We start from the raw sequence: 13,703 nt of genomic DNA, 5'->3' as shown, positions 1-13,703 counted from the left end.
TAGCGGGGGCCTAGTGCCCCAACGCGCCCATTTGCTGCGGCAGGTACAGAACCACGATGGGCACCAGCACGATCAGCGCGAGGCGGAAGATATCGGCGACCCAGAACGGGGTGACGCCGCGAAAGATAGTGCCGGTCGAAACGTCTCCGACCACCCCTTTCAGGATGAAGACGTTCAGCCCAACGGGCGGCGTGATTAGCGAGATTTCCGTGACCACCACGACGACGATGCCGAACCAGATCGGGTCATAGCCCAGCGATGTGACCAGCGGGAAGAAGATCGGAACGGTCAGCAGCAGCATTGAGAGCGACTCGAACACACAGCCCAGAATGATGTAGATGCCCAGGATCATCAGGATCACCATAAAGGGCGCAACGTCATAGGCGGTGACCATGGCGATCAGGGCTTCGGGCAACCCGGCCAGATTGATGAAGTTCGAGAAAATCTGCGCTCCGATCAGCACCGCGAACAGGGCCGAAGCGGTAAAGCAGGTTTCTTTCAACACTTCGAAGGTCGAACCGACGGTCAGGCCGCCCCGGAACAGGGCGATCAGGAAAGCCCCGGCAGCGCCCATGCCTGCGGCCTCGGTGGGCGAGAAGGTCAGGTTCAGGGGTTCAAAATCGAAGGCTCCGTAAAGCCCGCCGATGACCAGAAAGAACAGCAGCAGCACCGCCCAGACCGAGCCCAGCGCGCGGATGCGTTCGGACCATGTGGCGCGTTCTCCGGCTGGGCCAGACTCGGGGTTGCGCCAGACGGTCCAGCGCACGGCGAAGAGGTAAAACAGAATGCCGAGGATGCCGGGGATGATTCCCGCCATGAACAGTTTGCCGATCGAGGTTTCGGTCAGCAGCCCGTAGATGACAAGGATGACCGAGGGCGGGATCAGGATGCCCAGCGTGCCGCCAGCCGCAATCGACGCGGTCGACAGTTCATCCGAATAGCCATAGCGCCGCATCTGTGGCATTGCGACCTTGGACATGGTGGCCGCCGTGGCCAGCGACGAGCCGCAAATGGCCGAGAATCCGCCGCAGGCCGCGACGGTTGCCATGGCGATGCCGCCACGCATATGGCCGAGAAAGGCGTTGGACACCGCATAAAGCTCGCGCGCCATGCCGCCCTTGTTCACAAACAGGCCCATTAGGATGAACAGCGGCACCACCGACAGGCCGTAATCCTGTGCCGTGTCGGTGATCTGGCGGCCCACCATGGACATGGCGGCCTTGAGGCCCCGCTCGGACAGGATCGACCCGCCGCGTTCATAGGCAAAGCCCAGCGTGCCGACGAGGCCCATGGCAAAGACGATGGGCAGGCGCATCAGCACCAGTATCAGGACAATCGCAAATCCGATCAGCGCAGCGGTCATTACAGGGGCTCCGACAGGGCATTGGGGGCGAAGGCTTTCAGCAGGCCGGTGGCGATCATCACCAGCGCGGTGATGGCGACCGACAGCGCGATAAACCAGCCGATCAGGTAGGTCGGGATCGACAGGTATTCAGTCACATCCCCATAATCCCGCGCGCGTTCGGCCAGAACCCAGACGCGTTGCACAGGCCAGAACAGCATGATGCCGCTGGCCACATAGATCACAACGTCGCGGGCGCGTGACAGGTGTAGGCGGTTGAAGAACCCGTCCGTCAGATCGACCGCGATATGCCCGTTTGTGGTCGAGACAATGGGCAGCACCGAAAACACCAGAACGGCCATCAGAATGCGCGTCAGCTCGGTCGCTGCCTCAATCGGAGCATTAAAGACCGAGCGCAGGATGACATCGCAAAAGGTCATCACCATCAGGATGAACAGGGCAATGCAGGCCACAATCACGGGAAGGGCGCTGGCACGGCGCACAAGCTGAATTATCGGGGTCATGGGAAACTCACGCAGGGTGGGGCAGGGCGGCGCATCTGGCCGCCCCGCAATCGGATCAGTTCGAGGACATTTCCGACTTAATCATGTCGTAGGCCGCCTGTGCGTCGACACCGGTCGCGTCAACCTCGGCGATGACCTTGCCGCGAATATCTTCGGCGATGCTCGAGAACTTTTCCAGATCTGCATCGGTGGCGGCGTTGATGGCGTTGCCTTCTGCGGCTTCCGTGGCTTCGCGACCGGTGGCATCGATCTCATCCCAGATCTTGCCGATTTCACGGCTCAGCGGTTCGCCGAACACGTTTTCGTCCAGTGCGGCCTGCAGGTCCGCCGGAAGATCGGCAAAGGTGTCTTCGTTCATGATGAAGGCGAAGGAACCACGATACAGACCGCCGGGCATTTCATAGACGTTCTGCGCCACTTCGGTCAGTTTGAAGCCTTTGCGCGATTCCAGAGGCATGACGACACCATCAGCGGCCTTCGAGGCCAAGGTTTCGTATACCTTCGGCGCGGGCACCTGAATGCCGGTCGCACCAAGCGCTGCGCCAACGTCACCACCGACACCGCCGGGGATGCGGACCTTGAGGCCCGAGACCTCATCAAGCGAAGTAACAGGCGTGCTGGAATGCAGCTGTGCCGGGCCGTGGGTGTGCAGGGCAATGACCTTCACGCCGCGATGCTCGTCAGCGGCTTTCAGATGGGCATCATAGGCGCGCCAATAGGCGACCGATGCTTCCTCGGCGGACCCTTCGTAGCCCGGCAGTTCGATCAGCTTAGTGGTGACGAAGCGACCCGGCTGATAGCCATGGAAGATGATCGAGGCATCTGCCGCGCCATCCATGATCAGGTCCATCTGCGCGGGCGGCGGTGCGATGCCCAGCTTCAGCTCGGCAGTGACTTTGCCGTCAGTTGCCTCTTCGACCATCTCGACGAATTTGGGCCACATCTTCGCGTTGATGCCATGGGTCGGCGGGGCCCAGCTGGAAATCGTCAGGGTGTAGTCGGCAGCAAAGGCGATGGTGCCAGACACCGCCAGCGTTGCAGAAGCCAAAAGGGTGGTGAGCTTGGTGAATTTCATGACCGGGTCTCCTCCTCAAAAGCGCAAGTCGTGAACGTGCTAATAGTGCGTTTTGTAACTATCAACGGGCCGCAGATGGTCCTGCCGATCCACCGAGTCACAAAAGCTTGGAGAATTTATTGACCAACCGTTCGGTTTATGCAAGAAGTTTGTTGTAACTTATGCAAAGCGAACCGGGTATGTCTGATACAATTCTTTCGCAAAATCATGGTCAATGGGTTGAAATCACTCTGAACCGCCCGGATCGCCTGAACAGTTTTACTGATGAGATGCACTATGCCCTGCGCGCCGCGCTTGAGGCCGCGCGGGACGGCGGGGCGCGTGCCGTGCTACTGACTGGCGCCGGGCGCGGTTTCTGTGCCGGGCAGGATCTGGGCGACCGGAATCCCGCGACGATGGAAGGCCCGCCCGATCTGGGATACACTGTACGCACCTTCTATGCGCCTCTGGTGCGGCTGATCCGGTCGCTTGAGTTTCCGGTTGTCTGCGCCGTCAATGGCGTTGCAGCGGGGGCTGGGGCGAATCTGGCGCTGGCCTGCGATGTGGTGCTGGCCGCTGAATCGGCGAAGTTCATTCAGTCGTTTTCCAAGGTCGGCCTGATCCCCGATACCGGCGGCAGTTGGCACCTGCCGCGCCTTCTGGGTGAAGCGCGCGCCAAAGGGCTGGCGCTGACCGGGCAGCCCTTGCACGCGCAACAGGCCGCCGATTGGGGGCTGATCTGGAAGGCGATCCCCGACGCCGATCTGATGACCGAGGCCCGCGCGATGTGCACGCAGTTCGCCAGCGGGCCGACGCTGGGCCTTGGGCTGACCAAGCAAACCATTCAGGCTGCCGCGACGGACACTCTGACCGATCATCTGGAACTTGAGGCCGACGCGATGAAGACCTGCGGCGAAAGCGCGGACTATGCCGAGGGCGTGACCGCGTTTCTGGAAAAGCGCGCGCCGGTATTTCGGGGGAACTAGGATGACGCCGAAGGAACGCGCTGAAAAGGCCGCCGCGGCCATGTGGGGGCGGGACAACGCCTCGAAATGGGCGGGGATGGAGTTGGGCGAGGTTGACGAGGGCCGCGCCACCCTGACGCTGACGGTACAGGACCACCATTGCAACGGGCATGGCATCTGCCATGGCGGCGTGACTTTCATGCTGGCCGACAGCGCCTTTGCCTTTGCCTGCAACAGCCGCAACCAGTCCACGGTGGCGCAGCACAATGTTATCAGCTTTGTCGCCCCTGCCCATGCGGGTGACCTCCTGACCGCTCGCGCGACGGAACAAAGCCTGACCGGGCGCAGTGGCATTTATGACGTGACCGTAACCAACCAAACCGACCAGAAGATCGCAGAGTTCCGGGGTTTTTCCCGCGCGGTCAAAGGCCCGGTGTTTGACGAGACCTGAAGACGAAGAGGGATGGCATGAAGGATCTGACACCGAACAAGGCGGATCTCGATCCGATTGAGATCGCGTCGATTGATGAGATTCGCAGCCTGCAACTGGACCGGCTGAAATGGTCGCTGCGCCATGCCTATGACAACGTACCGATGTACCGCCAGCGCTGCGAGCAGGCCGGTGTGCATCCCGACGATCTGCAATCGCTGAGCGATCTGGCGCGGTTCCCGTTTACCTACAAAAACGATCTGCGTGACCACTATCCCTTTGGACTGTTCGCCGTCTCGCGCGAGGACATCGTCCGTGTTCATGCCTCGTCGGGGACCACCGGCAAGCCGACGGTGGTGGGATATACCCAGGGCGATATCGACAACTGGGCCGATCTGGTGGCGCGATCCCTGCGCGCCAGCGGGCTGCGGCGCGGCGACATGGTGCACAACGCCTATGGCTATGGCCTGTTCACCGGCGGGTTGGGCGCGCATTACGGGATTGAACGTCTGGGGGCCACGGTCGTGCCCATGAGCGGTGGCCAGACCGCCAAACAGGTGGATCTGATTACCGATTTCAAGCCGGACGGGATCATGGTGACGCCGTCCTATATGCTCAACATTCTTGAACAGTATCATAAGGTTGGTCTCGATCCGCGCGAGTGCTCGCTGTCTGTCGGCGTATTCGGGGCCGAGCCGTGGACGGATTCGATGCGCTCCGAGGTCGAGCAGGCGTTCGACATGCACGCTGTCGACATCTACGGCCTGTCCGAGATCATGGGACCCGGCGTGGCGAATGAATGCGTCGAAACCAAAGACGGGCCGGTGATCTGGGAAGATCACTTCTATCCCGAAATCATCGACCCCGCGACGGGCGAGGTTTTGCCAGATGGCGAGATGGGGGAACTCGTGTTCACCACGCTTACCAAACAGGGCCTGCCGATGATCCGGTACCGCACCCGCGATCTGACACGGCTGCTGCCGGGCACGGCGCGGTCGATGCGGCGGATGGAGAAGATCACCGGACGCTCGGACGACATGATCATCCTGCGTGGCGTCAACGTGTTCCCCAGCCAGATCGAAGAACAGGTTCTGGCCACCGGCGGTCTTGCGCCCTATTACCAGATCGAACTGTTCCGCGCGGGACGTATGGACGCGATGCGCATTCACGTCGAGGCCGCGCCGGATGCTGCGGATGAACTCAGCAAGACTGCCGCCGCGCGGATGCTGTCGCGCCGGATCAAGGAAGTAGTCGGCATTTCCACCGAGATAGATGTCGGCGAACCCGGCGAGGTCGAGCGCAGCCAGGGTAAGGCTCGCCGTGTGATCGACAACCGGGACGCATGACCCACAAACGGAGAGCAACGCTTTGGCCCGCACGATAGCAAAAGACCATGATCACAAGCGCGCCCGCATCCTGAAATCGGCTGCTCGCGTCTTTGCGCGCGAAGGGTTCGACCGGGCCTCGATGTCGCAACTGGCCAGCGAGTGCGGGATCTCGAAGGCCAATATCTATCACTACTACGACAGCAAGGACGCGATCCTGTTCGACATGCTCGACACCTATCTGCGGCAGTTGCGCGATGCGATCTGCGGGCTGGACATGCAGGGGCTCGGCGCAGCGGACCGGCTGCGGGTGACGGTGCGAGAAATCCTGCTGGCCTATCAGGGTGTGGATGATGAGCATCGGGTGCAAACCGGCGGCATATCGGCGCTGCCCGCCGATCAGCAAAAGCTGCTGCGCGGGTATCAGCGGGACATGGTCGTGTTCCTCAGCGATATCATCGCCGAAATCGCACCCGAGGTGTTTCAGAACGACGCCGCCAAGCTGCGCGCGGCCACGATGTCGGTGTTCGGGATGCTGAACTGGTACTATATGTGGAACCCAGGCGCCGATGCCCAAGCACGCAAGGATTATGCCGCGCTGGTCAGCAATCTGACGCTGACCGGGGTGCGGGGGCTCTGACCGCGCTTTCGCAGAGTTGATTTGGCATTTTGCCGCCCGCCGGGGTTTACTGACGCCGGAGGATCATCATGCAAACCCCGGAACGTTTCGAGAAATTCTATTTCGCCAAGGTCGGCATGGGTGAAGCCTGTGGCTGCGCCGAGCGGGTCATTGACGTGTACGAGTTCAACCGTCAGGGCGGCGCGCCCGGCAAGCGCGGCGTGCCTGCGATTAAACGCAGGCGCAGAACGCTGCGGTCTCTGGCGTTGAAGTTTGGGCTGATCAGCCGTCCGCGTTGACGGTCAGGGCGTCTTCAACCCCAGCGTCTCTATAACCTTTGCGGCCTCTGCCATCCACCGCGCCTTGAGCTCCGCCCCGGTCATGCGGCGCAAACCCATCTTGCGCAAACGCTCGGTCTTGTCCGCATCCGCCGCGCCAAAGCTGGCGGCCACCCGCGGCCACCAGTAGTCGACCGAGGCCTGCATCTGCGGCCCCATGCCCTGTTCAGCCAGCTTTTCGGCCCCTTCCAGCGCCAGTGCGCCATGGTGCGCCTCGATAGGAGCAATGGTGCGGAAGGCCTCGGCCAGCGGCTGGTACGAGACCATCGACAGTTCGGCCAGTTGCTCGGCCACGGCGCGGCTCATCAACAGGTTCATCACCACAGCGTCGACCCAGCCGTCGATCGGATAGTTGAACACCGCAAGGCGCATGTCATGTTCGGACCGCGAGGCACCAATATCGGCGTCACGGCTCAGGCGGGCGGTCCAGGGGTGGTGGGTGGCATAGCGTTCGGTGTCGGCCCCGAACTCTCCCATGACCTTCAGAACGCGGTCGGCATTGTCGGTCTTTTCCAGCACGATCCGGGCAGCGGCGATACGTTCCTTGATGCCCGGGCCCAGATTGATCGCGTCGGCAAACCCGGCGGCCCCGGCCAGTTCGCTGTCAACGAAGGTCGCCATCAGCTTCAGCACCTCGGCGCGATAGCGCGGGGGCACGTTGGCCGGGTTGGTCAGAACGCCGCCTGCGGCCAGATACTCTTCGATTGTCATCGTATCGGTCATGTTCGGGCCCCTCTTACTGGTCGTAATCCACGACAACGCGGTCGGTCAGAGGATAGGCCTGACAGCTCAGGACATATCCCTTTTCAACCTCGTAGTCCTCAAGCGCATGGTTGGCGACCATCTCGACCTCGCCCTCGATCACGCGGCAGCGGCAGGTCGAGCAGACCCCGGCCTTGCAGGCAAACGGCGCGTCCATGGCGTTGTCCAGCGCCGCATCCAGAATGGTCTGGTCCTTGGGCATGGTCAGGGTCTGGGTCGCGCCGTCCAGTGTCACCGAGGCACTGGTCTGGTTGCCCTGCGTTGCGGTCTGGGTCGTCACTTTTAGTGCAGCACGCCCGGGCTGGGCGCTGGCGAATAGCTCGAACCGGATCTGGCTGTCGTCCAGCCCATGCCCCCGCAGCGCCGCCGCGATGCCCAGCATCATCGGCTCGGGGCCGCAAATGAACGCGGTGTCGACGGTTTCAACGTCGATCCAGTGCTCGAACAGCGCGGCGCATTTTTCCTGCGTGACCAGTCCGGTGAACAGGTCGATTTCCTGCGCGTCGGCCTCAAGCACATGGATCACGGTGAGGCGGCCCATATGCAGGTTCTTGAGGTCCTCAAGCTCTTCACGGAACATGATCGTGTTGACGCCCTTGTTGGCGTAAACCAGCGTGAAGCGTGACCCCGGCTCGCGCGCCAGCGTGGTTCTGAGGATCGACAGCACCGGCGTGATACCCGATCCGCCGGCAAAGCCCAGATAGTGCTTTTCGGCTTCGGACTCGAGCGGGGTGAAGAAACCGCCCATCGGCGGCATCGCCTGCACCACGTCGCCGACTTTGAGGTCGGTATTCGCCCAGGTCGAGAATGCACCGCCCTCGACCCGCTTGATGCCCACCTGCAGCACGCCGTCATCCTTGCCCGCGCAGATCGAATAGGACCGCCGCAACTCCTCTCCGTCGAAATCGCGCCGGAAGGTCAGGTATTGACCTTGGGTGAAATCGAACGCGTCCGCTGCGCCGTTGACCGGTTTCAGCGTGACGACCACCGCGTCGCGGATGGTTTTGTGAATGTCGGTGACTTCCAGATCGTGAAAGCGTGCCATCCGGTGCTCCTGTGTCAGATACACTTGAAATAGTCGAAAGGTTCCAGGCAGTCGGTGCAGCGCCAATGCGCCTTACACGGGGTCGAGCCGAACTGGCTGACCTTTTCCACCGCCGTGCTGCCGCAGCGCGGGCAGCGCTCGGGGCCGCCTGCGGGCTGGGGCGGGGCGATGCCGAATTCCTCAAGTTTCGCACGGCCCTTGGTGCTGAGCCAATCGGTCGTCCAGGCGGGCGAGATGCTGGTTTCGATCCGCAGCTTGTCGATCCCGTGGTCGCGCAGGGCGGTCTCGATATCTATGCTGATGACGGATGTGGCCGGGCAGCCGGAATAGGTTGGGGTGACCGTGACGTTCAGCGTGTCGTTTTCCCAACGAACATCGCGCACGATGCCCAGATCGACGACCGAGATCACCGGGATCTCGGGGTCGGGGACGGCGTCCAGCCACTCCCAGATCTGGTCTATGCGCGCAGGTGTCATCTTGTGCGTCCCTTACCGCTAAGGCGGGCGGAATTTTGAAAAAATTCCGGATTGATTTCTTCAAAAGAAATCAATCCGGCGTCACCATTCAGCGCCGGGATAGGCGCGTTGCAGCCATTGCATCTGTGTCAAAAGGTGGCCCAGATGTTCGGTATGCATCCGCCCGTCGCGCCCACCCTTGTGTGCAAAGCGGCTGTCGGGAACGGTCAGCGTCGCCTCGGCCAGAACCCGCCCGACCAGCGCGTCATATTCAGCGCGCAGATCAGCCGGATTGGGCGCGATGCCCGCCTTGACCATCTCGGCGTCGACCGCGTCGCTGGCGAACATCTCGCCCACATAGGGCCACAGATAATCCAGCGCCTCCTGCATCCGGGCATGGCTTTCTTCGGTCCCGTCACCAAGTCCGACGACCGTATCGCCCGAGCGTTCGAGGTGATAGGCGACCTCTTTGCTGGCCTTGGCGGCGATGGCCGCAACACGTTCGTCGGAAGAGGTCATCAACCGCCCCAGCATGATCGAATGCCACGCATCGAACAGGAACTGTCGCATCAGGGTGCGGCCGAAATCGCCGTTGGGGACTTCGACCAGCAGCACATTGCGGAAATCCCACGCGTCGCGCAGAAAGGCCAGATCATCGGCGCTTTTGCCGCCGTCGATCTCGCCCGCCAGGCCTAGCCACATCTGGGTTTGCCCAATCAGGTCCAGCGCGGTGTTGGCCAGCGCAATATCTTCCTCCAGCACCGGCGCATGACCGCACCATTCGCTGACGCGGTGGCCCAGGATCAGGGTGTTGTCCCCCATCCGCAGCAGGAATTGGTGAAATGCCTCGTCCCGGGTCATCACATCGCCCCCACTTCTTCGGGGATGTCGAAGAACGTCGGGTGGCGGTAGACCTTGCTTTCGCTGGGCTCATATAGTGGCCCTTTGTCACCGGGCGAGGAGGCTGCGATGTTGTTCGCTTCGACCACCCAGATCGAGACGCCCTCGTTGCGGCGGGTATAGACGTCGCGGGCGTTCTTGATCGCCATTTCCGCGTCAGGTGCGTGCAGCGAGCCGACATGGCGGTGGCTCATGCCATGTTGGCCGCGGATGAAGACTTCCCACAGGGGCCATTCGGTGTTCATGCTGGTTCCTCCTTCGGGTTATTCTGCGGCCATATCGGCGGCGCGTTTCTTGCGGGCATGGGCCAGCAGCCCGTCGCGGACCCACTGGCCATCGTCCCAGGCCTTGTTACGCGCGGCCAGACGGTCGACGTTGCAGGGGCCGTTGCCCTTGATGACGTCGAAGAACTCGGCCCAGTCCGGCTCGGTGAAATCGTAATGCCCGCGCTCTTCGTTCCATTTCAGGTCGGGGTCGGGGATGGTCAGGCCCAGATACTCGGCCTGCGGCACGGTCTGATCGACAAATTTCTGGCGCAGCTCGTCATTGGTGTTGATCTTGATCTTCCAAGCCATCGACTGTGCCGAATGCACGCTGTCCTTGTCCGACGGCCCGAACATCATCAGCGACGGGTACCACAGCCGGTTCATCGCATCCTGCGCCATCCGGCGTTGCTCGGGCGTGCCTTCGGCCATCTTGCGGATGGCGTCATAGCCCTGCCGCTGGTGGAACGATTCCTCTTTGCAGATGCGGATCATGGCCCGCGAGTAGGGCCCGAAAGACGTCCGCTGCAGTGGAACCTGATTCATGATCGCGGCGCCATCGACCAGCCAGCCCACCGCACCAATATCGGCCCAGTTCAGCGTCGGATAGTTGAAGATCGAGGAATACTTCATGCGACCATCCAGCAGCATCTCGGTGATCTCGTCCCGGCTGACGCCCAGTGTTTCGGCCGCGCAATACAGATACAGCCCATGCCCGGCCTCGTCCTGCACCTTGGCCAGCAGGATCGCCTTGCGCTGCAGGGTGGGCGCGCGGGTGATCCAGTTGCCCTCGGGCAGTTGGCCGACGATCTCGGAATGGGCATGCTGGCCGATCTGGCGGATCAGCGTCGCGCGGTAATCGTCGGGCATCCAGTCCTTGGGCTCGATCTTGATTCCTGCGTCGATCTTGTCCTGAAAGGCGCGTTCCTGTTCGGACATCTCATCGCGGGTTTTCACACCGGTTCCGGCGGTCTTGATCATCTGAGCATACATGCGAGGTCTCCTCCCTTACACGCGTTCAAGAATTAGTGCGGCCCCCTGACCGACACCAACGCACATGGTACACAGCGCATAGCGCCCGCCCGTGCGGCGCAACTGATAGGCGGCGGTCATCACCAGCCGCGCGCCCGACATGCCCAGCGGATGGCCGATGGCAATGGCTCCGCCATTCGGGTTCACATGCGGCGCATCATCGGCAACACCCAGCTCGCGCAGCGTGGCCAGCCCTTGCGAGGCGAAGGCCTCGTTCAATTCTATCACATCCATCTGGTCGATGGTCAGGCCCGCGCGGGCCAGCACCTTGCGGCTGGCGGGCACCGGGCCGATGCCCATCACGCGCGGCTCGACCCCCGCGACCGACATGCCGACCACGCGGGCAATTGGTGTCAGGCCGTTTTGCGCAGCCGCCGCCTCATTCGCCATCAGGATCGCCGCCGCGCCGTCATTTACGCCCGAGGCATTCCCCGCAGTGACCGTCTTGTCCGGTCCGTTGATCGCTTTCAACCCGGCCAGCTTGTCGGCGGTTGTGCCCGGGCGGGGGTGTTCGTCCTGATCGACGATGACCGGGTCGCCCTTGCGCTGGGAGATTGTGACCGGGGTGATCTCCTCCTGAAACACCCCGGCCTGGTGCGCCGCGGCCCAGCGGGCCTGGCTGCGTGCGGCAAAAACATCCTGATCCGCGCGGTTGATGCCGTAATCTTCCGCTACGTTATCTGCCGTTTCGGGCATGGAGTCGATCCCAAACTCCTGCTGCATCTTTCGGTTTACAAACCGCCAGCCGATGGTGGTGTCGTAGACCGCGTTCGACCGGGAAAAGGCGCCGGTCGACTTGGGCATCACAAACGGCGCGCGGGACATGCTTTCAACGCCGCCCGCAAGTGCCATGTCATAGTCGCCCGCCCTGATTGCGCGTGCCGCCATACCAACCGCATCCATACCACTGGCGCAGAGCCTGTTGATCGTCGTGCCCGGCACATCAACCGGCAACCCGGCCAGCAGGGCGGCCATCCGCGCCACGTTGCGGTTGCTTTCACCCGCCTGGTTCGCGTCGCCATAGATCACATCGTCAATTGCGGCCCAGTTCACCTGCGGATTGCGCGCCATCAGCGCGGCCAGCGGGATTGCAGCCAGATCATCGGTGCGCACCTGGCTCAGGCTGCCTCCGTAGCGCCCGATGGGGGTGCGCTGGGCGTCGCAGATGAATGCGTCCATGGGTCGTGAACTCCCAACTTAGCGTCACGGATTAAGTGACCGATGGGTCGGTTAATACGCTTTGGATTGATTCGCGGCAAGGGAAATGTAACGCAAAGCTACAGTTGAGAGAATTTCGGTAACATATTATGTGAGCGCAAAGAAAAGCCCGCGACGGGCGCGGGCTGCATCTGTTGGTCTGACTTTCGGGTTTAGATCGCGTCTGCCATGACCAGACGAATGATATCCTCGCGCCGCAAACCGCGTACGGCAAGTTCGGCATCGGTCAGAGACCACAGGGCCGAGATCTTGCGGACCTTCGCGCGAGCCGAGCCGATCTGGGCCACGGCCTGGCAGATGCCTTTGGCGATATCGGCTACCGCCGCAAATACCGCCTGCAGAGAGGATTGTTGTGCCGTTGAATGTCGCATAAATCAGGGCCCGTCTGAGCTGTTGAACGCGGCTGCTCTTTACGCCCGGGGGCTGGCCCCGGCTAGCGTGCCCGCTGCATAGCAGCTGTGCAGCATTTGCATCGCTGGCGCAGGTTCATTGAAAAGAAACAAAAAAACCGGGCAGGGTCGACTCCCGCCCGGATGCTGCGTCAAAATGTCGGCGGTCGGGTTCAGACCATCGCAAAGATGCGCGCCGGTCCGCCCGAGCCACCGCGATGGGCCGGCGCACCGACGATCAGCGTGGCGCCGCTGGCCGGGACCTTGTCCAGATTGGCGAGGTTCTCGATACCGTAGCGGTTGGTGGGCAACCAGGCGTAGTGGGTGGCGAAATCCGCCGACGGCCCATGATCCAGCGACAGTGAATCCACGGCCAGCGCGACGGCTTGGGTTTCGTCCATCAGCATCTGTGCGGCTTCGACGTGGAACCCGGGGAAGTGCATTTTTCCTTCATCATCCGCATTGCGGAACCCGGCGGTGGCCGTTTTCGCGCCCCAGCCTGAATGCATCGCCACGCAGGCCCCATCGGGTATCGGCCCGTTCGAGGCGATCCAAGCCTTCAGGTCATCCGGCGTGACCTGCGCATCAGCGTCTTCCGCCGCGCGGGCGGCGATATCGACAACGCAGAGCGGGCAGACCAGATTCGACACCGGGATTTCATCGACCGACTGACCATCCGCCGAGAAGTGCAGGGGCGCGTCGATATGGGTTCCGGTATGTTCGTTCACAGCCAGATTGAACAGGTTAAAGCCGTTGTCTTTGAAGTTGAACGACTGGTTGGCCTCAATCCCGGGCTGTCCGAAATAGGTGGGGAAATCGGCGTCATAGATATGGGTCATATCGACGACCTCACCATGCCCGGCCGCCATGGCGGGCGGGGTGCTGGCGGTTCCCAATGCGGCTCCGGCGGCGACCGCAGCCCCGGCCTTGAAGAACGACCGCCGCGATAGCATCCGGTCCTTTACGGCGTTCATTACGCATATATCGCACATTCGAATTACTCCCTGTCTTCTGTGTTTCTGGCAGTGCGGCTTTGCCCGGG

At 62.1% G+C, this 13,703-nt stretch carries 17 protein-coding genes; 5 read left to right on the top strand and 12 right to left on the bottom strand.

Annotated features, from left to right (window positions below; all coding sequences use genetic code 11):
- Positions 1-10 precede the first annotated feature (10 nt).
- Genes ACR0J1_RS09730 through ACR0J1_RS09720 form a run of 3 tightly spaced genes read right to left on the bottom strand, consistent with a single transcriptional unit; the run spans position 11 to position 2,941 of the window.
- A complete protein-coding gene (locus tag ACR0J1_RS09730; RefSeq protein ID WP_480732342.1) occupies positions 11-1,363 on the bottom strand; it encodes a TRAP transporter large permease in 1,353 nt (450 codons plus the stop codon).
- Positions 1,363-1,866: a TRAP transporter small permease gene (locus ACR0J1_RS09725; RefSeq protein ID WP_480732344.1), complete on the bottom strand. Its 504-nt coding sequence runs from the start codon at positions 1,864-1,866 to the stop codon at positions 1,363-1,365. The genes ACR0J1_RS09730 and ACR0J1_RS09725 overlap by 1 nt, the downstream gene beginning before the upstream one ends.
- Before the next feature lie 55 nt (positions 1,867-1,921).
- The gene (locus tag ACR0J1_RS09720; RefSeq protein WP_480732346.1) at positions 1,922-2,941 is read right to left on the bottom strand and encodes a TRAP transporter substrate-binding protein; all 1,020 of its coding nucleotides are present in this window, start codon (positions 2,939-2,941) and stop codon (positions 1,922-1,924) included.
- Positions 2,942-3,120: 179 nt separating this feature from the next.
- On the opposite strand from ACR0J1_RS09720, the gene paaG reads away from it, so the two are divergent.
- From paaG to ACR0J1_RS09695, 5 genes are all read left to right on the top strand, one after another.
- Positions 3,121-3,906 carry a 2-(1,2-epoxy-1,2-dihydrophenyl)acetyl-CoA isomerase PaaG gene (gene paaG, locus ACR0J1_RS09715; protein ID WP_480732347.1) on the top strand — a complete coding sequence of 262 codons (786 nt, stop codon included), beginning with the start codon at positions 3,121-3,123 and terminating at the stop codon, positions 3,904-3,906.
- A gap of 1 nt (position 3,907) precedes the next feature.
- The gene (gene paaI / locus ACR0J1_RS09710; RefSeq protein WP_480732349.1) at positions 3,908-4,336 is read left to right on the top strand and encodes a hydroxyphenylacetyl-CoA thioesterase PaaI; all 429 of its coding nucleotides are present in this window, start codon (positions 3,908-3,910) and stop codon (positions 4,334-4,336) included.
- Positions 4,337-4,353: 17 nt separating this feature from the next.
- On the top strand, positions 4,354-5,661 hold the full coding sequence (gene paaK / locus ACR0J1_RS09705; RefSeq protein ID WP_480732351.1) for a phenylacetate--CoA ligase PaaK: 1,308 nt from the start codon (positions 4,354-4,356) through the stop codon (positions 5,659-5,661).
- 22 nt (positions 5,662-5,683) lie between these two features.
- Entirely contained in the window at positions 5,684-6,280 is a 597-nt protein-coding gene (locus tag ACR0J1_RS09700) for a TetR/AcrR family transcriptional regulator (RefSeq protein WP_480732353.1), read from the top strand.
- A 68-nt stretch (positions 6,281-6,348) separates the two neighbouring features.
- Positions 6,349-6,558 carry a hypothetical protein gene (locus ACR0J1_RS09695; RefSeq protein WP_480732355.1) on the top strand — a complete coding sequence of 70 codons (210 nt, stop codon included), beginning with the start codon at positions 6,349-6,351 and terminating at the stop codon, positions 6,556-6,558.
- Between the two features lie 3 nt (positions 6,559-6,561).
- Here ACR0J1_RS09695 and ACR0J1_RS09690 read toward each other — a convergent pair whose 3' ends face one another.
- From ACR0J1_RS09690 to ACR0J1_RS09650, 9 genes are all read right to left on the bottom strand, one after another.
- Complete coding sequence (locus ACR0J1_RS09690; RefSeq protein WP_480732356.1) at positions 6,562-7,320, bottom strand: Phenylacetic acid catabolic protein; 759 nt, start codon at positions 7,318-7,320, stop codon at positions 6,562-6,564.
- Between the two features lie 13 nt (positions 7,321-7,333).
- A complete protein-coding gene (locus tag ACR0J1_RS09685; RefSeq protein ID WP_480732358.1) occupies positions 7,334-8,404 on the bottom strand; it encodes a 2Fe-2S iron-sulfur cluster-binding protein in 1,071 nt (356 codons plus the stop codon).
- A 14-nt stretch (positions 8,405-8,418) separates the two neighbouring features.
- Entirely contained in the window at positions 8,419-8,880 is a 462-nt protein-coding gene (gene paaD / locus ACR0J1_RS09680) for a 1,2-phenylacetyl-CoA epoxidase subunit PaaD (protein ID WP_480732360.1), read from the bottom strand.
- An 81-nt stretch (positions 8,881-8,961) separates the two neighbouring features.
- Positions 8,962-9,720, bottom strand: coding sequence for a 1,2-phenylacetyl-CoA epoxidase subunit PaaC (paaC, locus tag ACR0J1_RS09675; protein WP_480732362.1), 759 nt, complete (start codon positions 9,718-9,720; stop codon positions 8,962-8,964).
- Complete coding sequence (gene paaB, locus ACR0J1_RS09670; protein WP_480528288.1) at positions 9,720-10,004, bottom strand: 1,2-phenylacetyl-CoA epoxidase subunit PaaB; 285 nt, start codon at positions 10,002-10,004, stop codon at positions 9,720-9,722. The genes paaC and paaB overlap by 1 nt, the downstream gene beginning before the upstream one ends.
- Before the next feature lie 18 nt (positions 10,005-10,022).
- Complete coding sequence (paaA, locus tag ACR0J1_RS09665) at positions 10,023-11,015, bottom strand: 1,2-phenylacetyl-CoA epoxidase subunit PaaA (RefSeq protein WP_480732365.1); 993 nt, start codon at positions 11,013-11,015, stop codon at positions 10,023-10,025.
- 15 nt (positions 11,016-11,030) lie between these two features.
- Positions 11,031-12,233, bottom strand: a complete 1,203-nt coding sequence (pcaF, locus tag ACR0J1_RS09660; protein ID WP_480732366.1) for a 3-oxoadipyl-CoA thiolase — start codon at positions 12,231-12,233, stop codon at positions 11,031-11,033.
- A 191-nt stretch (positions 12,234-12,424) separates the two neighbouring features.
- On the bottom strand, positions 12,425-12,643 hold the full coding sequence (locus ACR0J1_RS09655) for a hypothetical protein (RefSeq protein WP_480732368.1): 219 nt from the start codon (positions 12,641-12,643) through the stop codon (positions 12,425-12,427).
- A gap of 191 nt (positions 12,644-12,834) precedes the next feature.
- Positions 12,835-13,653 carry a cyclase family protein gene (locus tag ACR0J1_RS09650; RefSeq protein WP_480732370.1) on the bottom strand — a complete coding sequence of 273 codons (819 nt, stop codon included), beginning with the start codon at positions 13,651-13,653 and terminating at the stop codon, positions 12,835-12,837.
- Positions 13,654-13,703 lie beyond the last annotated feature (50 nt).

The organism is Ruegeria sp. CJ3 (assembly GCF_056536725.1).
The sequence above is the reverse complement of the archived record's forward strand: the minus strand, read 5'-3'. Positions and strand labels throughout refer to the sequence as shown.

Bases quoted from the DNA above. Each gene is read 5' to 3' on its own strand.
- ACR0J1_RS09730 (WP_480732342.1), bottom strand. From the start codon at position 1,363: ATGACCGCTGCGCTGATCGGATTTGCGATTGTCCTGATACTGGTGCTG.
- ACR0J1_RS09725 (WP_480732344.1), bottom strand. From the start codon at position 1,866: ATGACCCCGATAATTCAGCTTGTGCGCCGTGCCAGCGCCCTTCCCGTG.
- ACR0J1_RS09720 (WP_480732346.1), bottom strand. From the start codon at position 2,941: ATGAAATTCACCAAGCTCACCACCCTTTTGGCTTCTGCAACGCTGGCG.
- paaG (WP_480732347.1), top strand. From the start codon at position 3,121: ATGTCTGATACAATTCTTTCGCAAAATCATGGTCAATGGGTTGAAATC.
- paaI (WP_480732349.1), top strand. From the start codon at position 3,908: ATGACGCCGAAGGAACGCGCTGAAAAGGCCGCCGCGGCCATGTGGGGG.
- paaK (WP_480732351.1), top strand. From the start codon at position 4,354: ATGAAGGATCTGACACCGAACAAGGCGGATCTCGATCCGATTGAGATC.
- ACR0J1_RS09695 (WP_480732355.1), top strand. From the start codon at position 6,349: ATGCAAACCCCGGAACGTTTCGAGAAATTCTATTTCGCCAAGGTCGGC.
- ACR0J1_RS09690 (WP_480732356.1), bottom strand. From the start codon at position 7,320: ATGACCGATACGATGACAATCGAAGAGTATCTGGCCGCAGGCGGCGTT.
- ACR0J1_RS09685 (WP_480732358.1), bottom strand. From the start codon at position 8,404: ATGGCACGCTTTCACGATCTGGAAGTCACCGACATTCACAAAACCATC.
- paaD (WP_480732360.1), bottom strand. From the start codon at position 8,880: ATGACACCTGCGCGCATAGACCAGATCTGGGAGTGGCTGGACGCCGTC.
- paaC (WP_480732362.1), bottom strand. From the start codon at position 9,720: ATGACCCGGGACGAGGCATTTCACCAATTCCTGCTGCGGATGGGGGAC.
- paaB (WP_480528288.1), bottom strand. From the start codon at position 10,004: ATGAACACCGAATGGCCCCTGTGGGAAGTCTTCATCCGCGGCCAACAT.
- paaA (WP_480732365.1), bottom strand. From the start codon at position 11,015: ATGTATGCTCAGATGATCAAGACCGCCGGAACCGGTGTGAAAACCCGC.
- pcaF (WP_480732366.1), bottom strand. From the start codon at position 12,233: ATGGACGCATTCATCTGCGACGCCCAGCGCACCCCCATCGGGCGCTAC.
- ACR0J1_RS09655 (WP_480732368.1), bottom strand. From the start codon at position 12,643: ATGCGACATTCAACGGCACAACAATCCTCTCTGCAGGCGGTATTTGCG.
- ACR0J1_RS09650 (WP_480732370.1), bottom strand. From the start codon at position 13,653: ATGTGCGATATATGCGTAATGAACGCCGTAAAGGACCGGATGCTATCG.